We start from the raw sequence: 26,396 nt of genomic DNA on the forward strand, positions 1-26,396 counted from the left end.
TTTTTTTTGACGTCGGCGATATTTTTCTGGCTCGTCCACTGCTACCTCCATCCGGTGGTCCGGATAGGTGTGGCCTATAACGTGGCGCCTTACGCCATGATACCGGAGGCCAAGATGCTGGCCTCCGTAAAGGCCTACGCTGATTGGCATAACTCGATGAAGGGGCGTTTCCGTTACGAGATCATCTCCAGGGAGTACAGAGATGATCCGAAGGAGGCCATGGAATATCTGAAGTCTCATGGCGCCCGGGTCATAGTGGGTTTCCCCTTCTCTCAGGAGGCCATCGCCGCCGCGGAGGTGGCAAACGGAGGCTTGAAGGTCCCGGTGTTGTCGACCATAGCCTCCACCCCGATCCTGTCCGGAAAGGACGACTGGTTCTTCCGTACGAGGGAGGACTTCTCCTACGAGACGGAGCAGATGGCCCGACTTATCGAGAGGTTGGGGATTAAGAGGCTGGCGGTCTTCTGGTCCGGCGACAATCCTGCCTATGCGGAGGCGTCGTCCAAGGCGATAATCTCCAGGATCTCTGCGTCCATAGTCGGCGTCTTTCGTTTTCCCGATGGTTGTCATAGCCTGGATTTCGTCGAATTCACCTCTCCCGACGGGGTGTTGGTCTATGCGGAACCTGCCGTCTCCTATTGGGTGATGGATTTCGTTCGAGCAAGGTGGCCCGACGCGGCTCTTTTCCTGTCCCGCTGGAGTCTTTTCGAGAGTTCCGGACATATAGAGGATATGGATGGGATAAAATTTTATTTCTCCGAGGTCTACGATCCTACCGATTTCGGAGAGGGCGGTTTCCACTCCTACTGGAGAAGCCTGACCTCGATGAAGCTAGGAGCCTCTGTCAGGTACACCTACGGAGCCATGACTCTCCTTTCCACCGTATTCGACGACGACCCCAGGGCTTCCGGTTCGGACCTTAGGGAGGCTCTGTCGATCCCCAGGTCCGTCGAGTCTCTAGGATGGTCCTTCGATACCGACGTTTACGGGGACGTGTCGTCGAAGAATCGGTTTTTCCTGTTCGACGATGGATCCTACAGGGAGGTGACGCCTTGAAAACCGTCAGCCTCGCCTCCATCAGGCGACGTTTCGTCCTGCTGGGATTCGCTGTTATAGTCTCGGTGTCCGTCTCGGTCTTCACCCTCTCCTTCCTCAGGCTGTCCTCGGACTATCACGCAGAGGGAGAGCGTTTCCTGGGAGATGCCGCTGGCAACCTGGACGAACGTTTCCTCTCGACGGAGGCTTTTTTAAAGGCCCTGGACGTTGAGGAGGTGGATGATTCCACCCTGGATGCCATGAAGGTCAGTGAGTTGGTTCTCTGCTCCGACGACGGGACCATCCTCAAAGTGCTCCGAGGCCAGGCTCTGCAGGGACAGACCTTTCCGCCCCGTCTCCTGAACGGAGGATGGACTCCCAGCTCCCATCTGTCCCTCCCGGCCTCGCCCAGGCTGGTGCTGTCCGTCAGGAAAAACGGCCGATGGTTGGTTGCCGGTTTCGAGAGCAGGGCTTTATTTTCCGGATTCATGGGAAAGAGGGAGACCGACGGCTCCCTTCTGCTGGTGAACGACGACGGCATGGTCCTGGCCTCCTGGGGAAAGGACATCTCCACGGTAGGGGGAATGCTGCCCGTCTTTTTCGTCGCTCCCAGGAACGGAGAGGGGCTATGGGGAGGGACCACTCTGAGGTCTCTGTCGGTCAATATGGGAATGGGACTTCACCTAGTGCTTGTCTATCCTAAGGCGGCAGTGTTGATCCAGGCCACAAAAACTTCCCTCGTCTGGGCCGCTGTGCTCTTTGGCGCCATGGTCCCACTTCTGTTCTTTTTCGGGAAGACTTTATATGCCATAACGGAGGTGTTTCTCAGGTCGACGAGAAGCCTGTCCGATATGGCCGACGATATAGGCTCCGCCGAGAGTCCGTTGGAGGCCATGCCTGTGATGGTCTCCTCGCTGGAGAGCTTCAGAACCGACGACGCCCCGTTCGAGGAATACCGAAGGCTTCTAGGGGCTTTCGAGAGGATGATGGACGTCATAAACGAACAGAGCGAGAACCTGGGGTCCCTTTACGAAGAGGCCACAGCCATGGAGCTGGAACTTAGGGAAAACAACGACGAGCTGACCCATCTCAACAGCAATCTCGCCGATCTGATGAACCTGTCCCGAGGGGTTGTGTCCTCCGCCTCGTTGGACGCGACCGCCACAGTTATGGTCTCCAATCTGAAAAAGTGTTTTTCCTGCGAGTTCGCCGGGTTGGTAGCCATAGTAGGGGGGCGTCCCTTCCTCTGGGGCCAGGCGGGAGTCGTCCCAGACGATATGTCGGAGGATTCTATGATGGATCTGATGTCTCGCTTTGTCGATCAGGAGGAACCGGAGGTCTCCTTCGAGTCGGGCAGAACAAGGATATGCGCTCCGGTCCGTTTTATGGGAAGTTTGGCTGGCTTCGTCGTCTTGACACGAAGCGGAAAGGGCGACGGTCGGGCAATTGTGGAGGTTCTGGAGAGGTTCGTTCTGCCTCTGGGAGGAATCTTTCAGGCCCACGAGCTGGTTCGGGAGGTCCGAAGCTCGTTCCATTATCTGGCCACCAGGATGCAGACCCTTACCGAGAGCTATCACGAGGAGACCGGGAGCCATCTTGTAAGGGTCGGCGAGTATTCGGCCCTGGTGGCGGAACATCTCGAAATGTCCTCGGAATACGTGGAGGATCTGAGGATATACAGCCAGCTCCACGACATCGGAAAGCTCAAGGTTCCCCACGGAATACTGTCCAAGCCGGGATCTCTGACCGACGAGGAGTTCGACGAGATGCGTCGCCATCCCGACTACGCCGTCGACATACTCGGCGATTCGGAGTGGCTGGAGATGGCCAGACAGATAGCCACGACCCATCACGAAAAATGGGACGGGTCGGGTTATCCTAGAGGTCTGAAGGGCGAGGATATCCCCCTCTGCGGCAGAATAGTGGCCTTGGCCGATATATACGACGCTCTGAGGGATGAGAGGGGCTACAAGCCCGCCTTCTCCCACGAGAAAGCCTGGGATATCATATTGCACGGCGATGGCCGGGTCATGCCGGAGCACTTCGATCCCGCCATACTGGAGATATTCAGGGTCCATCACGGCGTGTTTGCCGACATATACGACAGGATTAAGGAATGATAGAGTGAACATAAGGATATTGGTTACCGGAAGCCGGGGCAAAAGCTCGGTTGTTCGCCTTATCCACAGGGCCTTGGTGTCCGGTGGGATAGAGGCCTACGGCAGGATAACTGGAGTGATACCTAGGACGCTCACTCCTCAAGGGGAGCTGCCCATATATAGATCTTCCGGAGCTCACGTCGGAGAGATGAAATGGTGGATAAACGCTATGCCGTCGGACGCCGAGGCGGTGGTTATGGAGAACAGCGCCGTATCTCCCGACCTTCAGCACCTCGCCTCCCTATGGCTCGAACCGACCTTGACCGTCTTGACAAACGTCAGACCGGATCACCAGGACGCCTGGGGAAACGACGAGGATTCCGCCTCGGTCGCCCTGTGTAAGGGGATCCCTGGTGGCGGCAGGGTCCTCCTCGGGGCGGAGGCGGATAGGCCTCTCGTTCGGGCCTTGTTGAAGAATAAAGGCTGTATGATCACCGTGGTTCCGGAGTTTCCGGAGCCGCGTTCTTATCGAGCCTCCAACGAAGCCTTGGCTCTGGAGGCCTGTCGTATTTCGGGGGTCGTGGGCCCGGAGGTGACGGAGGGGATAAAATCGCTCTCTCCCGATCTGGCCGACTTCGTCGTGCTCGACGCCGGAGAGGGAAAGCTGGCCTTCGCCTTTTCCGCCAACGACGTGGTGTCGACCGAGTCGCTTTTCTCCTCTCTGGGATGGAAGAGGGAGGACGTCACGGTACTATTCAACCATCGAAGGGACAGGGGCAACCGTTTTAGGGTCTTCGCTCCATGGATCGAGAAAGAGAGCTGGAAGGACCGAATAGTGATAGGTGACAGGCCTTTTTTTCGAACCGGAGGAGCCCGTTATGTCGGTCTCGACAGGCCGGAGGACCTTATAGCCCTGGTGTCACGGGCTGGGTTGGTCTTCGGATGCGGCAACGTCGTCCACGGCCTGCCGTTGGACGCCAAAATTATTCTGGAGAGGATGTCTTGATGGAAAGCTCTCTTTGGCTCCTGTCGATCGGGATCCTGCTAGGCATGTACTTTTACGAGAGGACCGGACTATCCTGCGGTGGGGTTATAACTCCCGGAGTGCTGGCCATGTCTTTGGGGAGCCCGGTGAGGATATTATGGGCTCTGGCGGCGGCCTTCGTCGTCTGGGCCGTTATGGAGGGTATCTCCAGGGTCTTCGTCGTCTACGGTCGACAGAGAATAGCCCTCTCCATGGCGGTGGCTCTCCTGATCAAGATGATCCTTGGCGGTTTTTCCGATCCGGGAGCCCTGTGGCTGGGATGGGCGGTCCCTGGGTTGATGGCAGCCGACTTTCAGAGGCAGGGACCTCTTGCTACCCTGACATCCTCCTTCTCCACCGCCTTCGCTACCTCTATGGCCTTCTCGGTGGTGTCTGCGATAGGAGGTTATCTGTCGTGACCTTCGATCTAGGAGAGTACAGGGACAGACTCAGAAGACGCTCCCGTCGTCGCATACTGTCTCTGCTGATGCTTACGGGAGTCATGGCCTTGATATATCTTGTCGGAGGCGACGGGCTTTCGATGGAAGAGGAGCGGCTCTGGTCTGGCGTGAGAGAGGCGGAGACGGCGGTGGCCGACTGGCGGCGCTCCATCGGGTCATTCCCTTCCATCACCGACGATCCATGGAACCTGGGGCTCATAGGCCTGGAGTGGAGTCCTCTTTCTACGACCCTCGGCAGCCTCCCTTCCAAGAGGACCGCCTGCCATCCCGATTGGGCCGTCGTCTTTCTTCGGTGGTTTCGATCTCTAGGGCTTTCGGCAGGGGATCCGGTGGTGATAATGTCCTCTTCCTCCTTTCCGGGATTGCTGTTGAACATGCTGATGGCGTCGGAGTTCTACGACCTGGACGTACATCTGGTGGTTTCCCTGGGGTCCTCCACCTGGGGATGCAACGATCCCAAGGCACCTTGGCCCACCATGGCGAAGGAACTTAGACGAAGGGGATTCCTGAGCACCAGAGCCTACTGCTATACCCTGGGAGGGGGCGGCGAGGTGGGATCGGGAATCTCCCCCGAGGGGATCGACATAATGACGTCCGCCGCGATGAAAGCCGGTGTTCCCGTGCTGTCCTCGTCCTCCAAGGAAGAGGTCGTAGGCTGGAAGATGGACTTCATCGGTCGGGTGAAACCCAAAGTGGTGGTATCCATAGGGGGTTCAAGCGCCAATATGGGAGACAATCCGGCGGTTCTTTCCCTCCCTCCGGGCATCTCCAAGCCCGGAGCCAAGGGAGGTGACGGGGTTATAGGCAGGTCTCTAAAGGAGGGGTATACCGTCATCCATCTCCTCAACCTTAGGGACTTGGCCCTGGCAGAGGGGGTTCCCTTCGATTCCGAGCCTGTAAGGGGAACCGTCGGGAGGCGGTCTATATTTCTCTCTTTGTCGGGATTGGCGGTCTATATCGGAGCGACCCTGTTTTTTTCCAGATTTTCCCACGGAGGCGAAACTCTTGGGAACAAAATATAACTTAATAGGCTAGGCCATGAAATCAGAGGGATTCCTTTTTTCATTGAGGATCCCTCTGATTTCTGTTTATGTGTCTGTTGTTGTCAGTTAGAGGCGCAAGCCTGCCTTTTTGTTCTGAAAAAACAAATGTGTATCGTTGACCCCACAGGGTGAAAAGGGATACTCTAAATAAATATAGTGAGGGAAGTTTTTTTCTTCTATCTTTTTGGGGAGGTCGATTTTTTATGAGAAGAAACACCGTGGTGCTAGCTGTTCTCGTTTCGTTGTTTTCGCTTTTCGTCGGTTCCGCCATGGCGGCGGTCACCGGCGATGCGCCTTTGAAGGGCGATGAGCCCCTTCTGATAACCAACGCCGGTCAGGGACCGGGAGGTAAGATGGGGCGGCTTCTGGTCAGCCGGTCCAAGGCAGTGAAGGACATGACCTACAACGCCGAGCCCACGCCGGAGGACATCCTGTCCGGTGGCTATAAAACCGTGCTCGTGGTGATCGGTTCATCCGCCAAGGGGCTCGGTGCCTCTGGGATAACCATCGACGACGAGATCGACCGGCTCGGGGCCATAATGGAGGCCTGCAAGAAAGAGGGAATCCAGGTCATAGCGGCTCACATAGAGGGTAAGGCCAGGAGAGGCAAGCCCGGCAGCGCCGACGAGCGTTCCATCGATGCCATCGCCCCCTACGCTCAGGGCTTCATAGTCAAGAACGACAGCAACTCGGACGGACGTTTCACCGATCTGGCCGAGGCCAACGGAGCTCCCCTGACCATCATAGACGAGACCATCGACTTTATGAACGTGGTCAAGGATATGTACTCGAAGTAGCCGAGGAGGAAGTCGATTTTGTCTATGTACGCCGAGACTTCCATGGTCCTGGCGGTGATGGCGGTTGTCTTCGCCCTTTGTAGCTGGAAGCTCAAATCGCCGGAGATCTCCATGGTCATCACAGCCATAGCCGGTGCCCTGGCGGGGCGGCTGTGGTTTCCCGTCAGGCTTTTAGTGGAGGGGACCTTCACCTATTTCGACGTAGGGCTCATCTTCATCACCGCCTCGGTCTTCATCAACATGTACTCCGCCACCGGGGCCATGAATGCCCTGGTCCGCAAGATGGTGGAGCGTTTCTACCATCGCAAGTGGATGCTTTTCTCCATATTGGCCGTGATAATGCTGATCCCAGGCGCCCTCACCGGAGCTGGAAGCGTATCGATGTTCGTGGTGGGAGGGATGATCGCCACGGTACTTCGCTATATGGGAATCACGTCGGTCAGGACCACCGCCTTTATATACGTGACGTCCATGTTGGCGGCGGCGGCGCCTCCCATAAACCTCTGGGCCATGTTGATGGCCGCTCAGGCCAACATGCCCTACGTAGGATTCTCCGTTCCCCTTCTGGCCCCCATCCTGGTGATCACCGTCTTTACCGTGGTCTATCTGCTGAGGGGAGGGGAGCCCGAGCCCAAGGAGAAGATCCTGGAGGAACTTCCGATCCCTCCGGAAGGCATGAACTGGTTCCGTATACTGGCTCCGATGCTCACCTTTTTGGTGATAGTCCTTCTGTCCAAGTACATGGCTTTCAGCGTTCCCACCGTTGGGTTGCCTCTGAACTTTCTCATCTCCGCGGGAGTGGCCGTTCTTTGCTCTCCGATCAAGCGTTCCGTCAAAGAATGGGGAGATACCGTCCTGGAGACGATGGAGCAGGTCTTCCCTCTGTTGGCCACTGTCATCAGCGTAGGGGTATTGGTCAACATAATGACCGCCACCGGGGTCAGAGGGCTTATAGCCATAACCTTCGTTACCCTTCCGACCATCTTCATATATCTGACGGCCCTTTTCGTTCTGCCGATGGCTCAGGGGTCGCTTAGCTACGGGAGCGCCATAATACTGGGAACTCCCATGATATTCCTCTTCAACTCCGTCGGCTTCAACGTGACCATAGTGGCGACGGCCCTGAGCCTGATGTTCCCTCTGGGAGACTGTCTTCCTCCCTCTAGAATATCCGGCAGGGTGGCTATAGAGGTGTCGGGTTACGAGGGCAGCTATATGTCCTTCCTCAAGGGAATCTTCGTTCCGGCCCTGTTCATGGGGCTGGTCGCGTTGTTCATGTTGATCAACGCCAACGCGTTCAAGTTTTTAGTGATCCGGTGAGGAGGAGAAGATCATGACGACGGTGCTGAACCAGGTTATCCATCAGATCTACTACGTTATAGTCGCCTTTTTCGGACTCCTGCTTCTAAGGAATCTCTTCTTCAGGAAGACCAGGACCAGCCTGATATACGATGTGGTATATGCCTATACCCTTATACCCTTCGTCCTCAGGGTCCTTCACATAAAGTAAGGTGGTTTTGATGAAGAGAAGAGAGATCCCAGGGGTAAAGAGAAAGCTAGCGGTGCTGGCTGTAGTTGCGGTTATCGCTTTTTTGGGTGCTAAGGAATTCATGGAGCTTCGGAACTTCAAGGAACCCGTGGTCGTGTCGGAGGCCTTCACCGAGAAGGTGATGCTCAGCGATTATTTCGAGGGCATAAAGGGAACGGGAGTGGACACGCCGGTCTACCTGTTCGACTCGGGCGTGCCAGGAGGAACCCTGGTCTTTTTAGGCGGGACCCATCCCTACGAACCTGCCACCATGCTGGCGGCCTATGTGGCTATGGAGAATATCTCCGTCTCCAAGGGAAGGGTGTTCATAATTCCCCACGCCAACCTGAGCGCCTCCAAGGTGGGCATGCTGGGCAACGCCTATCCCAAGTTTCTGCACGTGCAGACCGAACACGGCCCCAGGGCCTACCGTATAGGAGACCGATCCACCGATCCTCTGGACCAGTGGCCCGATCCCTTTACCTACGTCCACTATCCGTCCAAGCAGAACCTGGCGTATACCGACGCCAGGAACCTTAACAGGACCTATCCCGGTCGTCCTGACGGTAACCTTACGGAACAGCTGGCCTACGCCATCATGGAGCTGATAAGGAAGGAAAAGGCCGATCTGTATTGCGATACCCACGAGGCATCGCTGATGTACCCGGTGGTGAGCACCTATGTAGCCCACGACAGGGCCCTGGACGTGGCCATGATGGCGGCAATGGATCTCAGCGCCACCACCTTCCCGATGAAGTGCGAGGCCAGCCCCAAGAGCCTGAGAGGGCTATCTCACAGGGAGGTCGGAGACTTCTCCCCCGTTCCCGAGCAGGGATACGAGGGGGTCCTGGCGGTCCTGATGGAGACTATGGAGCCATTCATAGACCGGGTGGCCGGTAAGATAACCGAGGAGCTAATGATGGAGGGTAAGGACGAGTTCCTCCAGACCGCCTCGGAGCACGGCCTTCTGTACTGCGTTCCCGAGTACGACATAGAGTTCGGCGGTCCAATGAAATATAGGGTCGGACGGCATCTTACGTCGATATCCGAGCTGGTTCGTCAGATGAACGATTTCTTCCCCGAAAAGGAGATACAGCTTCAATGGCCCGAGTTCGACGGGCTCATGGAGAACGGCATAGGCCATTATCTCCACGATCCTACCGAGGCCCATAGCACCAGGGTCTTCTGGAACTGAGTTTCGAAAGATCGGGATGAACGGAGGTGGTTTGTCGAGTAAGCTGAAATAGCGGCTAGAGGGCGAGAGTTTTTGCAGAGATAACCGAATTTATAAAAAGGAGTGTGAGCGATGAGGAACAAGAAACTGGCATCCCTTGCTATCGCGCTATGCCTGGTAATGGCTATGGGATTGGTCGCCTCGGCCTGTACGGTGGTCGCCGTCGGCAAGGACGCCACCGTGAACGGAACTTCCATCATCACCCATAACGACGATTCCACCAGTGCCAACTTTAAGCTATGGATCATAGAGGAGAAGGATTGGCCGGAAGGATCGGTTCGCAAGCTGATAATGAACGATCATGGTTACGAGCCCGGCGACGTCATGGGGGAGATGCCCCAGGCAAGCCATACCTATCGTTACTTCAAGAGTCGCTACTCCTTCATGAACGAGATGGGCGTCGCCATGGGCGAGTCCACCTTCGGAACCGATAACGAGGAGATCAAGAAGGACCTGGTGAAGGACAGCGACGGTATCATCGACTGTTGGCTGGCTCAGGACATAGCCCTGGAGCGGGCCGCTACCGCCCGTGAGGCCGTCAAGATCATGGGCGACCTGGTCGAGGAATTCGGCTGGGCCGGCAGCGGAGAGACCATCAACGTCACCGACGGAGACGAGGTCTGGATCGCCGAGTTCTACGGCCGCGACCTGTGGTGCGCAGTTCGCATGCCCGACGATATGTTTTTCGTGTCCGCCAACAGGGCCAGGCTCAGGGAAATCGACCTGACCGACAAGGAGAACGTCATGCACTCTCCCAATATCGTCTCCTACGGCGTCAACAAGGGCTGGATCGAGGGAAACGTGAACTGGAAGAGTTTCAGTCCCGCCCAGGTTTACGCTCCCCATCACGACAGGCTCTACTCCACCAGGAGGGTCTGGAGGGCTCAGGAACTGGTAGCTCCCTCTCTCAAGCAGAGTCCCAAGGAGCATAACTATCCCCTCTTCGTGAAGCCCGACAAGAAGCTCTCTACCTGGGACATCTTCAAGATCAAGGGAGATTACTACGAGGGTACCGATTACGACCTCACCGAGGGACCTGCCGCCGGACCCTGGGGCAACCCCATCAGGATCGCCAACAAGGGCGAGGGTGCCTGGGAGAGATCCATCAACATGCACAGAACCTGCTACGTCCACATCGGAGAGGTTGATCCCAAGCTTCCCGCCCCGATCAAGGGCATCAGCTGGTTCGGATACGGCGCTCCCGACACGACCTACCTTACCCCTCTTTGGCCGATCATGAGGAAGCTTCCCGAGTTCTACGAGGTCGGTTCCCGTTTCGAGGACTTCCGCCGCGACTCCGGTTGGTGGGTCAACAGCTACGTCCAGGAGATGGCCACCCTTCGCTACTGCGAGGCCATCGAGGAGATCTACGCCCTCAGGGATCCCAAGATGAGGGAGCAGTTCACCGAGACCTATGCGGTACAGAAGGACGCGGCCAAGCTCTGGAGACAGGGCAAGAAGAACCAGGCCATCGACCAGCTGACCCGCTTCGCCTACGATAGGGCAGTGGACTGGAACCGTACCTGGCTGAAGCTGGGCGACCACCTTCTGGGCAACTATGCCCTGGGTTACAGAAACTTCAAAACCACCGGCTATCCCCAGTGGTGGAACGATTTCATCGGTTACGGACCTCTCGAGAGATAGCTCTGCCGTGATCGATCTATTGAAGGCCCCCCTTAAGGGGGGCCTTTCTCGTAGCGTCCTGTTATGCTGCTGTCTTATAGGAGGCTCGCTCCTGCCGAGGTCGATTTCATGGGGGTGCGACGAAGGTATGGCCGCCTCGGTAACGATGGAGAACTCCCTGAGGATCCTGAGGTCCGAGAGAGAGGCCTTGGGGATCGTGGCGTCCCCCGACCTGGATCCATACGGAATCGGAGTTATAGGAGAGGAGTTTACACCTCTCACCACCACACTGGGCCATCTGGAGGACAAGATAGCCTCTGCTAACCCCCTTTTCGCCGCGGCTCTGGTCGGCGAGTTTCGCCGTATGGGGTTGAAAGGGGGCGACTCAGTGGCGATAGGGGCCAGCGGCTCTTTCCCGGGGTTGCTGGTGGCGGTGCTGTCCGCCTGCGACGCCATGGAGCTCCGTCCCCTTTTGATCTGTTCTCTGGGCTCATCGATGTACGGGGCCAACCGGGTCGGCTTCAACGTTGTGGACATGGTCAAGCTCCTGGAGGACAGAGGTTCTTTGGATTTCGAGTTTTTGGGGTTCTCCCTTGGAGGGGACGACGATAGATACGACGCCCCTCTGTTTCCGGAGTGGCGCGATCTGACCTTGGACGAGGCCCTGAGACTTGCATCGGAGGAGAGGTTTATCCACGAGGACTCCCTCGGTAAGAGCGTCGAGGTCAGGATGTCCCTTTACGACGAGGCATCCGGCGGTGAAATAGGATGTTTCGTAGGGGTCGGAGGGGCCTCGGTGACCTTCGGAGACTCGGACCAGTCGGCTTCCTTCCCTGGCGGGACGACGTCGAAGCCCTTCGAATCCATGCCCTCGGAAGGGCTGCTTTCCCGTTTTCTTCGTAGCGGGATTCCTGTGATCCATCTTCTCTGCGTGAGGGATCTGTGCGATAGGTGGTCCATCCCCTACGGCGACAACCCCCTGAACTGGCGGAATCACCGATTCTCCCGGAGATAGCCCACGTGATATAATACCCCTATGAGGGTATATAAATCTTTTCAAGGGGGAATTGATCATGGGCGAAAAGACTATGGCCAACCTCGCCGAGGCTTTTTCCGGCGAATCCCAGGCCAACAGAAAGTATCTCTTCTACTCCGAGGTGGCAGATAAGGAAGGTTTCACCTCCGTGGCCAAGCTCTTCAGGGCCGCCGCTGCGGCGGAGACGCTTCACGCCAAGATGCACTATCGCAACATGGGCAAGATATGCGACACCGAGACCAACCTCAAGGACGCCATAGCCGGCGAGACCTACGAGTACACCGAGATGTACCCTCCCTTCATCGACGACGCCGAGGCGGAGGGTGAGAAGAAGGCCCATAAGGGCTTTTCCCTGGCCAACGAGGTGGAGAAGGTTCACGCCGAGCTGTACAAAAGAGCTCTGGACCATCTTTCCGATAAGAGGGCGGTGGATTACTATCTGTGCACCGTGTGTGGCCACATCGAGGAAGGAGCCGCTCCGGATAAATGCCCGGTCTGTGGAGCTTCGTCCAAGGCCTATGAGCTGGTGGAGTAGGGGCTATATCGTTTGAACCGGGTCCGGACGTAAACGTCCGGACCCTTATTTTACGGAAAAGGACGTGACGGGATTTGCAGAGATTGGTAGTGCTTTTTACCGGGGGCACCATAGCCAGCGCTTTTGGAGAGGGAGGAAGCAAGGGACCGGACAGCACGGTGGTAGGTGCCTTAAGGGAACATCTCACCGGTTTTTTCGCTGGCAGAGATGTGGACGTGGTATGTCGAGAGCCCTGGGGAGTCCCGGGGCTGGACAGCTCCGATCTGGACCCAGGCCATTGGGTAGAGCTGGCGTCCTCTATCGCTAGGGAGCTCGATAACGGCGCTACCGGTTTTCTAATCCTTCACGGAACGGACACCATGGCCTATACCTCCGCCTGGCTCAGCCTGTGTTTTCCCCACGTGGATGTGCCAATAGTGCTTACAGGCAGTCAGCTTACATTGGACTACATGCCCGAGGACGTCACGGTAAACCTCAGGGGAGCGGCTCAGGTCGCCTGTTCGGACATTTCCGGGGTCTGGATCTACTGTAACTGGAAGCTGATTCCGGGGAACAGGGCCCACAAGGCACAGGCCTTACATCCCGATGCCTACGTGGCAACCAACGGTCAGCCTATGTATTTCAATCCTGAATGGGCCAGGAAAGGCAGAAAAGGAACGGTGAGACAGCCTCTTCCCCATACACTGTCTCCTCTAGCGGAGAAGGCCATGGGGCACGGCTCGGATGAAGCGAGGAACATCGGTAGTCGGATGGCCTGGCTGTTCTGTACTCCCGGCTTTTCTCCCAGGTTTTCCGGTGAGGAACGAGTGCTGGCCATATTGGGCTACGGAGCGGGCAACGCCCCTTCCGGCGCTCTCCAGGCGGTGGAGAGCGCTTTCGACGGGCTTTCCAAACCCCATGTCATAGCCTGTAGCCAGGCAGAGGGAGACATGAAGAACCCCGGCAGCTATGCCGGGGTGGGTATAGCCTCCTTGGCCGATAGGGGATTCACCGTCTGGAGCCAGATGGACTATCCCGTCGAGTTCGTCCACGCTCTAGGCTGTTATTCCCTTCTGGCCTCGTCCTCCGCTCCGGGGTTCGTCCTGTCCCACTATCTCAGGGAGTGCTCGTCAGAGACGCCGCTCCTATAACCGGACCGTCCTTTCCGAGGGAGGATATTTTCAAAGGAGGCATCGGTCGAAACGCTGTGGCCAGTCGCTCATCCAGGAACGGTTTCAGCTCTTGGACGAGTTCCGGCAGATTCGAAAGCCCCCCTGCCAGAACGATAGCCTCCGGATCAAGAAGGTGTATCGCCGATATCATCACGCAGGCCAGCCCCTCCAGAGACCGGTTCCAGAAGTTCCTGTGTTCTTCGTCGTTCCGTCGGTCCCACAGCTCCGGTACCGACGGAACCCCTTTTTCCGAGCACCTGAGGTCGAAGGTATCCGCCGAGAAAAGGGTCTCCCCGTGTCCTATGCCGCCGCAGTTACAGGGCGTCCTGTGGAGCAGGGCCACGTGCCCTATCTCTCCGGCCAGTCCTCTGTGACCCCTTATCAGACGACCTCCGGATACGATAGCCCCTCCTATGCCCGTGCCCAGGGTCATCATCACGAAGTCCTTCATTCCGACTGCCTCTCCCGATTCCATCTCTCCCAGGGCCGCGCAGTTTCCGTCGTTGTCCAGTGCGACCGGAAGGGACAGCCTTTTCTCGAGGATCTCCGCCATGGGAAAGTTCTCCCATCGGGGCAGGTTGGTCAGTCTTACCACAGACCTTCTATCGAGGGACAGCATACCCGGTAGCCCTATCCCTACGGATTTTGTCGATTTTACCTTCAGAGATTTAACCAACCTTTCAATTGCTTCGGTGGTCTCCTCCGGCTTCCTGGACCTTGGGGTGGGTTCCCAGGCCTGGTTTACGACCTTGCCCTTTTCAACGACTCCGGCGGCTATCTTATGTCCTCCCAGATCGACCCCTATCCTCAAATTCCTCTACCTCCCTCCCTGTAGGGAGACCGCTCCGGCTCTGCCGGGGATCTCTCCTTGGATCACCTCGCAGATCGGAAGTTCCTCTTTAGTCAGTTTCGCCGCCTCCTCCTTGAGGGTAACGAACTCGGCGCCTTCGGATTTTGCCCTTTTTACGAGCTCGTCCAGCTTGGAAAGCATCGACATGCCCTCCATCTCCGCGTGGACCGTGTGTACGTTGAGTCCTTCCGTCAGAAGCGACATGTAGATGTCGTTGACGTTGTCGGCAGTGCAGCCGTCCCTCCCGAGTATCTCGTCCATGGTGGGGAGGGTCGTGGGTATCTGAGGGGTTCTGAAAACCCTTCCCCTCAGAGACGGAAGAAAGGGAGTTTTTCCTCTGGAGTCGCTGGCATAGAGAAGTCCCATCCGGTCCTGCACGGAAAGGCTGGCGAGGCTGGTCTTCCAGGCCGGAGCGGCGCAGCACGTAGAGGACGTCCCTAGAACCTTTCGGTACATATTCCCGGCTTTTCGAAGAAGAGACTCTATCTCCGATTCCGACAGGTGGTCCAGACGGTCCTGCCACTTCACGTGATCCCAGGAGTGTATCCCCGTATCCTGGCCGCTCTTTGCGACCTCTTTAAGTATCGAGGGGGCGGAGGGCACTATCATGGGTGCCGGAAGCAGAGTGCCGTACATCATGGTCTTTAGGCCGTAGGTTCCCGGCGCGTTGGTTCGGACCATCTTGGATATGAATCCCTTTCGGAATATCCGTCGTATCGCCTTGCCCGAGTTGTCCGGCCCGAAGGAAAAGAAGAACGATCCCCTTATTCCCCTTCGGTCCATCAGTTTCAGCAGACGGGGAACTCCCTCGAGGTATCCCCTCAGGGTGTCGACGTCGACTTTAAGGGCGATCCGCATAGAAGGCCACGGTCCTTCTGACTGCTTCGTGGAAGTCGACCTGGGGGTGCCAGTCCAGCAGTTCCTCCGCCTTGGAGATGGACGGTTTTCTGTCCTGCACGTCCTCGTAGCCTCTGCCGTAGTACTCGGTCGAGTCCTTTTCCACGAAGGTCGCCTTCGAAGCGGCCTCGGCGAATTTGGGGAAGTCTTTCATCGCATCCACCACCGCCACCGCCAGCCCCTTTATGGAGTGGTTGCTGTCGGGATTGCCTATGTTGAAGATCTCGCCGTCGGCGCTCTTTTTTGCGTCGGCTATTATGGCTATAAGGGCGTCAACTCCGTCTGTGACGTAGGTAAAGCTTCGTCTCTGTCTTCCTCCGTCGACCAAGGTTATCGGTCGTCCGACCGATACGTCGTAGATCATCTGGGTTATGGAGCGAGCCTTTCTCTCCTCCGCGTCCCTGAAGGTGTCCAGCCTGGGGCCTATCCAGTTGAAGGGCCTGAACAGGGTGTAGGGGAGTTCCTTTTCCTGTCCATAGGCGGATATGACCCTGTCCATCATCTGTTTGCTGCAGCTGTATATCCATCTGCTGTTTTTTATGGGGCCCTGGATCAGCAGGCTCTCGTCCTCCATGAGCCAGTCTCCGGTGCTCATGCCGTAGACCTCGGACGTGGAGGGGAAGATTATCCTAACTCCGTGTTCAGAGCACATCCGGACTATTTTGAGGTTCTGTTCGAAGTCCAGCTCGAAGGTCATAAGGGGGTTTGTTATGTAATAGGCCGGTTTGGCTATACCGGCCAGAGGTAGGACCACGTCGCTGTCGGCTATCTGTTTTTCGATCCAGCGATCCTCCTCGTAGAGATCTCCCAGTTTGATCGATAGTCTGGGGTTGTCCGAGCCTCTAAGGTTGTCGTCTCTCAGGTCGAAGGCCGTCACGGTCCAGTCGGTTTTCTCCAGAATCCTATCTATCAGGTGGGATCCTATGAAGCCGTTTGCTCCTAGCACGAATACGTTCATGTCTTTCCTCCGTCTTTAGTCTTGTCCCAGAAGGGCCCCTACGTTCAGGTTTTTTCTGGCGAAGTCCGGCCCGTCCATCTCGCTCTCTCCGTCCAGCTGAGCCCTCAGTACCCTGAGGTTTCCACGTCCTGTCGCCACGGTTAGGGGATCCAGCGACAGCACCTCGCCGGGTTTTCCCAGTGATGCCCCTTCCTGGGGTTTCCCCCACCAGATGAAGAGCTTCCTGCCTCTGTAGTCGGTGTAGGCTCCAGGATAAGGATGGGTCACGGCCCTTATGAGGTTGTATATCCTTCGGCTGTCGTTGGACCAGCGTATGATTCCGTCCTCGGGTCTTCTGCCTCCGAACTCGGTGGCCATGGTCTCGTCCTGAGCGGCTCCGACGACCCTGCCCGATTCCAGTTCAGGAAAGGTCCTTGCCACTATCTTCGCCGCCGCGTCGCATATCTTCATGAAGACTTCTTTGGCCCCATCGGTTTCCTCGATCCTGACGACCTCCTGGTCTATTACCTCGCCTCTGTCTACCTTGGAGGTCATGCGGTGGAGGGTCGCCCCTGTCTCTTTCTCCCCGTTCAGTATGGCCCAGTTGATACAGGCCCTTCCTCTGTAGCGGGGCAGCAGCGATCCGTGCATGTTGTAGGCTCCCAGTTTTGCGACCTTGAGGATCTTCTCCGGTATGATGTCGCGGTAATAAAAGGAAAAGATCAGCTTGGGTTTGAGTTTTTTTATCGTCTTTACGTTCTGCTGGTCCTTCAGATCCAGGTCGAGCAAGGGCTCTATCCCTCTGCTCCTGGCCAGCTCCGCCACCGATCGGAACCAGATTTCCTCGTCGGGGTCGTCGGTGTAGGTAACTACCGCCACCACGTTGGCTTCCATGTCGAACAGGGTCTCCAGGCAGCGGTATCCTACCTCGTTGTAGGCGAAGACCACTATAGCCGGTTTACTCATAGCTCTTCCTCCTCCTGATAGACCTGTCTGACGACGTAGCGAGGTCGCTGTCTTACCTCCTGGTAGACTCGGCCTATGTATTCTCCTCCTATGCCGACGGAGATCATGGTCACCCCCATCAGGAAGAAGTTTATCGCCATCAGGGTGAAGAGTCCCTCTGCCTCGGGACCTAAGACTATCCTCCTGAGGATCAGGAAGGCGGTGAAGAGCAGGCTCATGACCGCAACGGTCATGCCGGTAACCGTCACTGCCTGGAGGGGGGCGATGGAGAAGCCCGTCATCAGGTCGAAGTTAAGCCTTATCAACCTGAACAGGCCGTATTTGGATTCCCCTTTTGCCCTCTCCGAATGTCTAACCGTTATCTCCACCGGGTTTACGGCGAACTTCTGTCCCAGAGCCGGTATGAAGGTCGTGGTCTCTCGGCACTGCAATATGAGGTCCACGATACGCCTGTCGTAGCCTCTCAACATACATCCGTAGTCGTGAAGCCTGAGGCCTGTGATCCTGTTGGTCACGGCGTTCACTATTTTCGAGGCGGCCTTGCGGAACAAGGGGTCCTGCCTGAATTTCCTGATCGTGCCGACCACGTCGTGTCCTCTTTCCATGGCAGCCACTATTCGGGGTATCTCCTCAGGGGGGTTCTGTAGGTCGGCGTCCATGGTGATCACCATTTTCCCCCGGGAGATGGAGAACCCGGCGATTATGGCCATGTGCTGGCCGAAGTTGCCGTTCAGTTCTACAACCTTGACCCGATCCTCTCGTTTTTCCCTGAACTTAAGTGAGAGAGCAAGGGATCTGTCCCTGCTGCCGTCGTCCACCAGTATCAGCTCGTAGGATCTGGACAAGCTCTCCAGCACCGGGAGGACTCGCCTGAACAGCTCCGGCAGGGATTCCTCCTCGTTGTAGACGGGAACGACGACCGATAGCTCCGGGGTCATTTTAGATGAGACCTCAGAACGGATCGGACCCCTTTTACGACGTCGTCCACGTCGGCATCGCTCATGGCGGGAAACAGGGGGAGGGATACTATTCTGTCCGAGACGTATTCCGCCTCTTGGAAGTCGCCCCTCTTCCATCCATATCTGTCCCTGTAGTGGGAGAACAGATGCAAAGCCTGGTAGTGCAGAGCAGTGCCTATGTTGAGCTCCCTCATGGCCGCCATGAATCCGTCCCTGTCTATGTCGAGGACGTCCACGTCCACGAAGGGGGTGAATATGTGCCAGCTGTGGAGGGTGTCGTCCGATTGAGGCTGGGGCAATATCAACCCGGGTTGGTCCGATAGCTCGGTCATGTATTTGGCGACTATCTCACGTCTTCGGCGGTTGAATTGGTCGAGACTACGGAGCTGTCCTCTCCCTATGGCCGCCTGTATGTCCATCATGTTGGCCTTGTATCCCGGGAACAGGACGTCGTAGTGAGGGGTACCCTTTGCGGCGTAGCGGTTCCAGGCTCCCTTGCTCATTCCGTGCTGTCTCAGGACCGATATCCTCTCAGCCAGGTCCTCGTCGGAGGTGCATACCATACCGCCCTCTCCGGTGGTGATGTTTTTCGTAGGGTGAAAGCTGAACACCGAGCATCGTCTGGCCCCTCTGTCCGACCCTATCGGGCGTCCTCTGTAGAAAGCTCCCAGGCCGTGGGCCGCGTCCTCCACCACCGCCAGACCGTGTCTGGAGGCCAGATCCTCTATGGGATCCATGTCGCAGGGGCGTCCGGCGAAGTGGACCGGGACCAGGGCCTTGGTCCTCTCGTTGACGAGCTTTTCCATGAGTTCGGGCCTCACGTTCAGGGTCTTCGAGTCTATGTCCGCCAGTACCGGTTTAGCTCCGGTCCATATGGCGGCGTTGACCGTTGCCACGAAGGTCATTGGAGTGGTTATCACCTCGTCTCCCGGTCCGATCCCCAAGGCCAGAAAAGCCAGATGCAGCCCCGACGTGGCGGAGCTCACCGCCATGGCGTGGGTGGCCTCTACCTTCTCGGCGAACTCTTTCTCGAATTTCATCGTTTTCGGTCCGGTGGTCAGCCATCCGGATCTTATGGAGTCGCATACGTCCTCTATAGATGCCTCGTCCACGTCGGGACGGGCGAAGGGAAGAAAGGAATCTCTCATCTTTGTGCCTCCTCTGTCTTTCTGTTGGAAATCACGACGTTGTCGTCCTCCCAGTCGGTTCCCAGGACGTAGATCGGTTCTAGCCTGTCCTTCAGGGTGCCGTCGTAGCTCTCTTTTTTAGCGATCAGAAAAACCCTGTCGTCGCCGTTCCAGAGCCGGGTCAACTGGGGAAGGTCGATGAACCATCGGGGATCTCTTTCCCTGGATGCTCCGAAGGCCAGTTCACCCTCGTAGTCGACCAACACGTTTCTCCTCTCGAGGTAGAAGGTTATGCCCTGGAGGTATTGACCGTACTGAGCCATTACGTCTCCTTCCTCGATATGGGGCTTTATAAGCATCGCCAGGTCTCTGGCCGAGTTTATCCGATCGTACAGAGAGAATCCCGTCTTGAAGGACCCAGTCCATATTACCCCTGTCACGGCGAGGCATATAACGGTCTTTTCCATGTTTTTCCTGGAGGCGAAGATCCAGGCGGCAGCGGTTCCCAAAAGCAATATTATCCCTTTGTGGACCAGTTGACCAACCATGATATCACGGGGAAGGTCGTCCTGGAGAAAGGGATAGGCGATCAAGGCGGTTCCCAGAGGGACCGTTATCGTGGAGGTCCAGGCCAGGGCGATCTTTAGGGATCTCAGATTCCCCTTTTTATTCCACGAGATAGCTCTGACGCTTATCAGTATAGCCAGAGGCGGAAGGGCCGGCACCATGTAGGGCACCAGTTTGGAGCTCGAGGCGGAGAAAAATAGGAACACGAAGACGAACCAGCAGATCATCAGAGCTGTCAGGTCGTTTTCTTCCATCGATTTTTTTCTCGAGGGCACCAGGAAGCCCGTCCATGGTACGGTCGCCAGTATCAGTATGGGGATGAAGTACCAGAAGGGCTCGTATCTGTGGTGAAGCCTGGTCGTGTATCTCAGGAAATGCTCCTGGATAAAGAAAAAATGAAAGAAATCTGGATTTGCGTCGCAGACCGCTTTGAACCACGGAACGGTTACCGCCAGAAAGAGGGCTATTCCCGGGAGGTACAGAGAATAGGTCACGATGGACCATCTTCTGGTCCACATTATGTACATGAATATGGCACCGCAGGGAAGGACTATGCCTACGAGCCCTTTAGTCAGCACCGCCGCCCCCATGGCCAGATAGAACAGTATCAACCACCGTCTGTTTCCTCGAAGGGCGAGTACGAACCCGGTCATGGCAAGGGTAACGAAGGCGCCCAGAGGCATGTCGGTCAGGTTGATCTGAGCCGTTGCGTAGTAGAGCAGCGAGGAGGACAAAATCGTCCCTGCCAGTAAACCGCTTTTTTTGCCGTAGAGCTTCGATCCAATAACGTAGGTCGATAGGACCCCCAGAACCCCGAGCAGGGCCGGCCAGAACCGAGAGGCGAATTCGTTTTGGCCGAAAAAGGAGAAGGCCGATGCCGTCAGCCAGTAATGTAGCACCGGCTTCTCGAAATATAGCACCCCGTTGAGTCTGGGGGTGACGTAGTCTCCCGACTCGATCATCTCCCTGGGGATCTCGCTGTAGCGCCCCTCGTCGGGTTCCAGAAGGCCGTGTCCTCCCAGAAGAGAGAAGAACATAACCCCGGAAAGTATGAAAAGGAGTATCCCGTTTTTCACGTCAGATTTGAACATAGAATATCATTCCCCCAACCACCGTTTCAGCTGTTTTATATCCCCGTGTATAATGGAAAAGACGGCCTCGGCGATAATATACGGTCTCGAGGTTTTTTGCAATTTTCGACGATCCGAGGGGAGAGGAGTTGTCCGATGGATAGACTCGGTTTTGTATTGATACTCGGTTCGGCCTTAACCAATGCCGCCGGTAGCTCTATGATGAAGGCGGGTTTCGGCCGAAGAGGGGATCTTATGGACTACGGGGCCTTGAGGGCTTTGATTCAGATAGTCTCGAACCCTTGGGCTATAGCGGGCGTGTTGCTTTTCGGGGTTTCCTTTATCTTCATGAGCGCAGCCCTTTCCAGGGTAGACCTGTCCGTGGCATATCCTATGATGTCCGCCATGGTCTACGTTCTGGTTTTGGCCGTGTCGGTGTTTTGGTTTGGCGAGTCGATGGGAGTATCGAAGCTTTTGGGTATAGGGGCCATCCTTTTCGGTGTGGCCGCCCTTTCGGTAGGTGGCTGATTTGAGCTGGTCGAAGCTGAGGGCGGCCGTCGGGAGATGTCGCGAATGCCCCCTTTGGGAGACGAGGAACAACGCGGTGTTCGGAGAGGGCCCGGAGGACAGCCCTGTCCTGTTGGTGGGAGAGGCCCCAGGTGCGGAGGAGGACTCTTCTGGGCGACCTTTCGTGGGTCGTTCCGGCCGTTTCCTCACCGATCTCATGGCCGAGGCGGGACTTAGACGGGAGGATCTGTTTATATCCAACGTCGTCCACTGTCGTCCTCCGGGGAATAGAAACCCTAAAAAAGGGGAGATCAGGGCCTGTCTCCATTGGCTGGAGGATATCGTAGCCCTTCTCCGGCCGCAGGTGGTGGTGACGGTGGGGAACGTCCCCTCCCGGACGATCATCGACACAAAAGAGGGGATTTCGACCCTGAGAGGTCGCTTTCACCATGGCAGATTGGGCGGTATGGATCTGACAATCAGGCCCATATTCCACCCCGCCTATCTGTTGCGCAATCGTTCCAGAGAGGTAGGGAGTCCGGTCAGCTCCACTCTTGAGGATCTGAGGACTCTAGTCGGTTTCGTGAAAACAACAAGTTGAACAGGAGGTATCACCATGGAGATGGAGAACAAGGTAGTGGAGACCATTTTTGCAAGGAGGAGCATCAGGAGCTACGAGGACAGACCGGTGGAGGACGATAAGGTAGATATCCTGGTTCGCTGTGCCGCCGCGGCTCCCAGTGCAGGAAACGGCAGGCCGACCCATTTCGTGGTTATAAAGGACAGAGGGACACTGGAGGAGTTGTCGAAAGTTCACCCCTACGGTGCCATGCTTGCCAAGGCACCTCTGGTCGTTGCGATCTGTGCCGAGACGGAGAAGACAGACCTGTCCCGTCGCTACTGGGAGCAGGACTGTGCCGCCGCCATGGAGAACCTGTTGATAGGCGCACAGGCCCTGGGGCTGGGGGCGGTTTGGCTGGGGGTATGTCATCTTTCCGACGGAGGTGCCCGGATCCAGGAGATGCTGGGGGTCCCGGGCAACGTGCCGGTAATGGGACTGGCCTCCGTGGGCTATCCCGCCGAGAACAAGAGGCCCCATAGCGGCGATCCGGGAGACAGGCTTCACCTGGAACGGTGGTAGGGCCATGAACCTGCTCGAGGTGGTCAGGCATATAGAGGCGGACGTCCTCTACGGAGACGATCTGCTGGAGGGGTTGGAGGTCGAGAGGGTCTACGGCGCTGACCTGATGAGCGATGTCCTGGCCTTCGCCGTCCCGGGATCGCTTCTGCTGACCGGCCTGACCAACATACAGATAGTCAGGACCGCCCAGATGCTGGACATTCCAGCGGTAGTTTTCGTCAGGGGAAAGTATCCACAGAAAGAGGCTGTGGAGCTGGCTTCCTCTCTGAATATGCCCGTTTTGCTCTCCTACAAGAGCATGTTCGAGACCTGTGGAATCCTCTTCAGGGAGGGGATGTTGCCCTGCGAGATAGAGAGGCGATGTCCCAGATGACGGAGGTCTACGTCGAGGAATACGTCGTCAAGGGCGACAGCTTTCTGGAGGTCGGAGAGGCCTCTACGAAGCTGAAGGGTACTCTGAAGATGCTGGGCATACCGTCGGACGTCACGAGGCGGGCATCAGTGGTGGTCTACGAGGCGGAGATGAACGTGATGATCCACGCCGGAGGAGGAGTCATAAAGGCCTCCATCTCCTCGGATAGCCTGGTGATAGAGGCGGTGGATCACGGTCCAGGGATCGCCGACGTCGATCTGGCCATGCAGGAAGGCTACTCCACCGCCTCGGACAGGATCAGAGAGCTCGGGTTCGGGGCGGGGATGGGCTTGCCCAACATAAAGAGAAACTCGGATGAACTCGACATAGAGACGGCTCTCGGAGAGGGAACCACCCTGAGGGCCACCTTGCGTTTCGAGAGAGGGTGATGTGGTGACTACCGGCATCAAGGTTCAGCTTTCCGCCTGCAGGGGATGTGCCAGATGTATCAAGGTTTGCCCCACCGAGGCTATGAGGGTGCTGGACGGAAAGGTCATGATCATTCCGGAACTATGCGTCGACTGCGGCGAATGCATCAGAAAGTGCGAGGATAGGGCCATCTTGATCAACGAGGACAACTGGAGGCTCCTGGCCAGCCAGGACAGCACCCTTATTGCGGCGGATCCGGCCTTCTACGTTCAGACCAGAGGCTACAATTGTCCAGAGGTGTTCAGCTCCAGGTTGAAAGAGGCGGGGCTGGAGGACATAACTCCCTGGACGTCCCTGGCCTTCGACGTCACGGCCTACGCCATCGCCAAGGAAATAGAGAAGAGGGGACCGGAGGGGCTCCCTCTCATATCGACCTACTGTCCGTCGGTCATAAGGCTGATACAGATAAACTATCCCGAACTGGTCGGTCGCTTCGTGTCGGTCGACTCTCCTTTGGAGACGGCGGTCTCCCTCTGGCGGGAGGATACGGGACGAGGAGATGACGTCACCCTCATAGCTCCCTGTCCCGCTAAGGTGGCCCTGGTCAGGTCCCCGGAGGGACGTTCGAAGAGCTCGATGAAATACGCCGTTTCCATACAGAACGTCGTCAGGGATCTCCTGGCCGGTGGGGTCGAGGTAGATCAACCGGTGGAGCCCTGTGGCGGCGATCTCCGCTATCTCCTGTGGTCCTTAAGAGGAGGGGAAGCTAAGCACGTCGCGGCCTTTTGCGATAGGCCTATAAGGACCATCTCCGTCGCAGGACTCAGAAACACGATGGATCTCCTCAGGGAGTTGGAGCTCGGAAGGCTGGAGGGGGTCGACTACATAGAGTGTCGTGCCTGCGATCTCGGCTGTATCGGCGGAGTCGGCAACCTGGAATCCCGTTTTCTGACCCATCTCAGGCTGGACCACATAGACGTGGAATGGTCCATGACGGATCAGGAGTCCGAGGCGGTGAGTCGATGGTACGAGAGCGGAATATGGAAGCTATCGGCCCCCCTCAAGGCGAGACAGAGGCTTCCTCTGGACCAGGATCTGGGACAGGCCATGGTGAGGCTGAGGGAGATGAACCAGATCTATGCCGAGCTGCCTCATATAGACTGCGGATCCTGTGGGCGTCCGTCCTGCAAGGCCCTTGCCGAGGACGTGGTCAGAGGGAACGGAGAGGCCACGGACTGCATATTCAAGCTCAGGGAGAGGATCTACGAACTGGCTCGGGAGGTGGCGGAGCTATCGTCCCGTTCGCCTCATGCCTTTAACAGAAAGAGGTGATCCACTTTGAAGGTGGAGGAACTGGTGGAGAGTTTGGGCTTGACCGTCCTGACCGCCGGAGACGTTCAGGCGGATGTCTCCGGAATGGTCGTAGGCGATCTCTTGAGTTTCGTCATGGCGAAAGGACAGCCCGGCTGGGGATGGATAACCATACATTCCCACGTGAACGTGGCGGCCGTGGCGGTGCTCAGGGATATGCCCCTGGTGATAGTGGCGGCGGGCCGTCCCGTCGACGAAGACCTGGTGGCCCGATGCGATGCCGAGGGGATAACCCTGGCTAAGACGGAGATGTCCGCCTATGGCCTGTGCGGCAGGATATACGGCATGGGTCTCGTCGAGGGGGAGTGACCTTGAAGCCCTTCGTCGTCGATCTGCATCTCCATACCGTCCTGTCCCCCTGCGGAGAGTTGGAGATGGGGGCTCCCGAGATAGTTAGCAGAGCGGTCGATAGGGGCATAGATTTACTGGCGGTGACCGACCACAATAGCTGTCTCAACTACCCGGCTCTGGCGGGGGCGGCGGAAGGGCAGCCCATAAGGATAATCCCGGGCATGGAGATCCAGTCGGCCGAGGACGTGCACGTGGTGGCCCTGTTCGGCGATTATGGCTCGGCCCTGCTCTGTCAGGAGTGGGTCTGGGAGACCCTGCCCGACGTCCCCAACAGAGAGGACGTTTTCGGGTATCAGGTCGTAATAGACCGGAATAACGAGGTGGTCGATATGGTCTCCACGCTCTTGATACAGGGAACGGATCGTTCGGTGGATCGTGTTGTAGATCGGGTGCATGAGTTGGGGGGGGTGGCCATACTGGCCCACGTGGACAGACCGGCCTTTTCCTATCCCGCCGTATTGGGGTTCGTCCCAGATAGTCTCCCGGTGGACGGGCTGGAGCTTTCCCCCAGGGTAACGGCGGACGAGATCGGCCTTTGGAGGGAGAGCTATCCCGACCGAACTTTTCTCAGGTCGTCCGATTCCCATAGGCTGGAGGAGATATCGAAGGATCGCTGTTCACTGATGTTTCTGGAGGAGCCAACCTTCGACGAGATCGCCCTGGCCCTTAGAGGAGAGGGCGGGCGGTCTGTTCTCATATGACGGAAGGAGGAAATCTCCATGCTTGACGATCTGTCCCTTCACATATTGGACATAGCTGAGAACAGCGTAGGAGCCGGAGCCCGTAACGTCACGGTAGACCTCATAGAGGATCGAGCTGGCGGCTGGCTTACCCTTTCGGTGGAGGACGACGGCAGAGGGATGGACGAGGAGACCTGTGCCAAGGTGGTGGATCCCTTCTACACCACCAGGACCACCAGAAAGGTAGGGCTGGGGATCCCCTTTCTACGTCAGTCGGCGGAGCTGTGCGGCGGGTCTCTGGAACTGTCCTCTACTCTAGGAGTCGGTACCTCCCTGAAGGCCTCCTTTCGGTTGGACTCCATAGACCTTCCTCCGATGGGAGACGTTCCCTCCTCGATCGTGACCTTGTTGATGTCGGCTCCGACGGTTCGTTGGATATATCGTCACGAGATAGACGGCAGGGTCTTCTTGCTGGATAGCGTTGAGATCCTGGAGATCCTGGGAGATCCAGAGGCTCTGAGGGACCCCAACATCGCGCTGTGGCTGAAGGATTATATGGCTGAGAACGTCGGATCGATCGAGAAAACTTTACCCGAATAGCCGTTATTTTTGATATACTTGGCCGA

Annotated in this window: 29 protein-coding genes; 22 read left to right on the forward strand and 7 right to left on the reverse strand. The window is 57.0% G+C overall.

What is annotated here, in order from left to right; translation table 11 throughout:
* Nucleotides 1-6: 6 nt before the first annotated feature.
* The 13 genes from L2W48_RS09565 to L2W48_RS09625 all read left to right on the forward strand — a co-directional run bounded on the left by L2W48_RS09565 (nt 7) and on the right by L2W48_RS09625 (nt 13,545).
* Nucleotides 7-1,056 (forward strand): ABC transporter substrate-binding protein, encoded by a 1,050-nt coding sequence (locus L2W48_RS09565; protein WP_236116541.1) that lies wholly within the window; start codon nt 7-9, stop codon nt 1,054-1,056.
* Nucleotides 1,053-3,155 carry an HD-GYP domain-containing protein gene (locus L2W48_RS09570; RefSeq protein ID WP_236099542.1) on the forward strand — a complete coding sequence of 701 codons (2,103 nt, stop codon included), beginning with the start codon at nt 1,053-1,055 and terminating at the stop codon, nt 3,153-3,155. Before L2W48_RS09565 ends, L2W48_RS09570 begins: the two co-directional genes overlap by 4 nt.
* A gap of 4 nt (nt 3,156-3,159) precedes the next feature.
* A complete protein-coding gene (locus L2W48_RS09575) occupies nt 3,160-4,140 on the forward strand; it encodes a Mur ligase family protein (RefSeq protein WP_236099543.1) in 981 nt (326 codons plus the stop codon).
* Nucleotides 4,140-4,577, forward strand: coding sequence for a poly-gamma-glutamate biosynthesis protein PgsC/CapC (locus tag L2W48_RS09580; protein WP_236099544.1), 438 nt, complete (start codon nt 4,140-4,142; stop codon nt 4,575-4,577). Before L2W48_RS09575 ends, L2W48_RS09580 begins: the two co-directional genes overlap by 1 nt.
* Nucleotides 4,574-5,641 (forward strand): poly-gamma-glutamate system protein, encoded by a 1,068-nt coding sequence (gene pgsW / locus L2W48_RS09585; RefSeq protein ID WP_236099545.1) that lies wholly within the window; start codon nt 4,574-4,576, stop codon nt 5,639-5,641. The genes L2W48_RS09580 and pgsW (L2W48_RS09585) overlap by 4 nt, the downstream gene beginning before the upstream one ends.
* A 224-nt stretch (nt 5,642-5,865) precedes the next feature.
* Nucleotides 5,866-6,459, forward strand: a complete 594-nt coding sequence (locus L2W48_RS09590; protein WP_236099546.1) for a DUF6305 family protein — start codon at nt 5,866-5,868, stop codon at nt 6,457-6,459.
* Between the two features lie 24 nt (nt 6,460-6,483).
* Nucleotides 6,484-7,779 (forward strand): transporter permease, encoded by a 1,296-nt coding sequence (locus L2W48_RS09595; protein ID WP_236099617.1) that lies wholly within the window; start codon nt 6,484-6,486, stop codon nt 7,777-7,779.
* 13 nt (nt 7,780-7,792) lie between these two features.
* Nucleotides 7,793-7,969 (forward strand): hypothetical protein, encoded by a 177-nt coding sequence (locus L2W48_RS09600; protein ID WP_005659511.1) that lies wholly within the window; start codon nt 7,793-7,795, stop codon nt 7,967-7,969.
* 10 nt (nt 7,970-7,979) lie between these two features.
* Entirely contained in the window at nt 7,980-9,182 is a 1,203-nt protein-coding gene (locus L2W48_RS09605) for a M14 family metallopeptidase (RefSeq protein ID WP_236099547.1), read from the forward strand.
* Between the two features lie 111 nt (nt 9,183-9,293).
* Nucleotides 9,294-10,865 (forward strand): dipeptidase, encoded by a 1,572-nt coding sequence (locus tag L2W48_RS09610; RefSeq protein ID WP_236099548.1) that lies wholly within the window; start codon nt 9,294-9,296, stop codon nt 10,863-10,865.
* 127 nt (nt 10,866-10,992) lie between these two features.
* A complete protein-coding gene (gene pgsW, locus L2W48_RS09615) occupies nt 10,993-11,859 on the forward strand; it encodes a poly-gamma-glutamate system protein (protein ID WP_236099549.1) in 867 nt (288 codons plus the stop codon).
* Between the two features lie 58 nt (nt 11,860-11,917).
* Nucleotides 11,918-12,415, forward strand: coding sequence for a rubrerythrin family protein (locus tag L2W48_RS09620; protein ID WP_236099550.1), 498 nt, complete (start codon nt 11,918-11,920; stop codon nt 12,413-12,415).
* Nucleotides 12,416-12,489: 74 nt separating this feature from the next.
* Complete coding sequence (locus L2W48_RS09625; protein WP_236099551.1) at nt 12,490-13,545, forward strand: asparaginase; 1,056 nt, start codon at nt 12,490-12,492, stop codon at nt 13,543-13,545.
* Here L2W48_RS09625 and L2W48_RS09630 read toward each other — a convergent pair.
* From L2W48_RS09630 to L2W48_RS09660, 7 genes are read right to left on the reverse strand one after another with little or no spacing between them, the layout of a single operon-like run.
* Nucleotides 13,511-14,377, reverse strand: coding sequence for an ROK family protein (locus tag L2W48_RS09630; protein ID WP_236099552.1), 867 nt, complete (start codon nt 14,375-14,377; stop codon nt 13,511-13,513). The two genes, L2W48_RS09625 and L2W48_RS09630, sit on opposite strands and share 35 nt — an antisense overlap.
* A gap of 6 nt (nt 14,378-14,383) precedes the next feature.
* On the reverse strand, nt 14,384-15,274 hold the full coding sequence (locus L2W48_RS09635) for a 4-deoxy-4-formamido-L-arabinose-phosphoundecaprenol deformylase (protein WP_236099553.1): 891 nt from the start codon (nt 15,272-15,274) through the stop codon (nt 14,384-14,386).
* Nucleotides 15,258-16,271 carry a bifunctional UDP-4-keto-pentose/UDP-xylose synthase gene (locus tag L2W48_RS09640; protein WP_236099554.1) on the reverse strand — a complete coding sequence of 338 codons (1,014 nt, stop codon included), beginning with the start codon at nt 16,269-16,271 and terminating at the stop codon, nt 15,258-15,260. The genes L2W48_RS09635 and L2W48_RS09640 overlap by 17 nt, the downstream gene beginning before the upstream one ends.
* A 15-nt stretch (nt 16,272-16,286) precedes the next feature.
* Complete coding sequence (locus L2W48_RS09645) at nt 16,287-17,216, reverse strand: formyltransferase (protein WP_236099555.1); 930 nt, start codon at nt 17,214-17,216, stop codon at nt 16,287-16,289.
* Nucleotides 17,213-18,154, reverse strand: a complete 942-nt coding sequence (locus tag L2W48_RS09650) for a glycosyltransferase (protein WP_236099556.1) — start codon at nt 18,152-18,154, stop codon at nt 17,213-17,215. Before L2W48_RS09650 ends, L2W48_RS09645 begins: the two co-directional genes overlap by 4 nt.
* Nucleotides 18,151-19,323, reverse strand: a complete 1,173-nt coding sequence (locus tag L2W48_RS09655) for a DegT/DnrJ/EryC1/StrS family aminotransferase (RefSeq protein WP_236099557.1) — start codon at nt 19,321-19,323, stop codon at nt 18,151-18,153. The genes L2W48_RS09650 and L2W48_RS09655 overlap by 4 nt, the downstream gene beginning before the upstream one ends.
* Nucleotides 19,320-20,960, reverse strand: coding sequence for a glycosyltransferase family 39 protein (locus L2W48_RS09660; protein WP_236099558.1), 1,641 nt, complete (start codon nt 20,958-20,960; stop codon nt 19,320-19,322). Before L2W48_RS09660 ends, L2W48_RS09655 begins: the two co-directional genes overlap by 4 nt.
* A gap of 135 nt (nt 20,961-21,095) precedes the next feature.
* Here L2W48_RS09660 and L2W48_RS09665 point away from each other — a divergent pair, with 135 nt between their 5' ends.
* Genes L2W48_RS09665 through L2W48_RS09705 form a run of 9 tightly spaced genes read left to right on the forward strand, consistent with a single transcriptional unit; the run spans nt 21,096 to nt 26,370 of the window.
* Nucleotides 21,096-21,467, forward strand: coding sequence for a DMT family transporter (locus tag L2W48_RS09665; protein ID WP_236099559.1), 372 nt, complete (start codon nt 21,096-21,098; stop codon nt 21,465-21,467).
* A complete protein-coding gene (locus L2W48_RS09670) occupies nt 21,460-22,047 on the forward strand; it encodes a uracil-DNA glycosylase (RefSeq protein ID WP_236099560.1) in 588 nt (195 codons plus the stop codon). Before L2W48_RS09665 ends, L2W48_RS09670 begins: the two co-directional genes overlap by 8 nt.
* Nucleotides 22,048-22,062: 15 nt before the next feature.
* Entirely contained in the window at nt 22,063-22,587 is a 525-nt protein-coding gene (locus L2W48_RS09675) for a nitroreductase family protein (RefSeq protein ID WP_236099561.1), read from the forward strand.
* A 4-nt stretch (nt 22,588-22,591) separates the two neighbouring features.
* A complete protein-coding gene (locus L2W48_RS09680; protein WP_236099562.1) occupies nt 22,592-22,960 on the forward strand; it encodes a DRTGG domain-containing protein in 369 nt (122 codons plus the stop codon).
* The gene (locus L2W48_RS09685; RefSeq protein ID WP_236099563.1) at nt 22,957-23,388 is read left to right on the forward strand and encodes an ATP-binding protein; all 432 of its coding nucleotides are present in this window, start codon (nt 22,957-22,959) and stop codon (nt 23,386-23,388) included. Before L2W48_RS09680 ends, L2W48_RS09685 begins: the two co-directional genes overlap by 4 nt.
* Nucleotides 23,389-23,392: 4 nt before the next feature.
* Complete coding sequence (locus L2W48_RS09690; RefSeq protein WP_236099564.1) at nt 23,393-24,700, forward strand: [Fe-Fe] hydrogenase large subunit C-terminal domain-containing protein; 1,308 nt, start codon at nt 23,393-23,395, stop codon at nt 24,698-24,700.
* 12 nt (nt 24,701-24,712) lie between these two features.
* Entirely contained in the window at nt 24,713-25,048 is a 336-nt protein-coding gene (locus L2W48_RS09695; protein ID WP_236099618.1) for a serine kinase, read from the forward strand.
* Nucleotides 25,045-25,791, forward strand: coding sequence for a PHP domain-containing protein (locus L2W48_RS09700; protein WP_236099565.1), 747 nt, complete (start codon nt 25,045-25,047; stop codon nt 25,789-25,791). Before L2W48_RS09695 ends, L2W48_RS09700 begins: the two co-directional genes overlap by 4 nt.
* 18 nt (nt 25,792-25,809) lie before the next feature.
* Complete coding sequence (locus L2W48_RS09705) at nt 25,810-26,370, forward strand: ATP-binding protein (RefSeq protein ID WP_236099566.1); 561 nt, start codon at nt 25,810-25,812, stop codon at nt 26,368-26,370.
* Nucleotides 26,371-26,396 lie beyond the last annotated feature (26 nt).

This window comes from Dethiosulfovibrio russensis (assembly GCF_021568855.1).
GTDB classification, from domain to species: Bacteria; Synergistota; Synergistia; order Synergistales; family Dethiosulfovibrionaceae; genus Dethiosulfovibrio; species Dethiosulfovibrio russensis.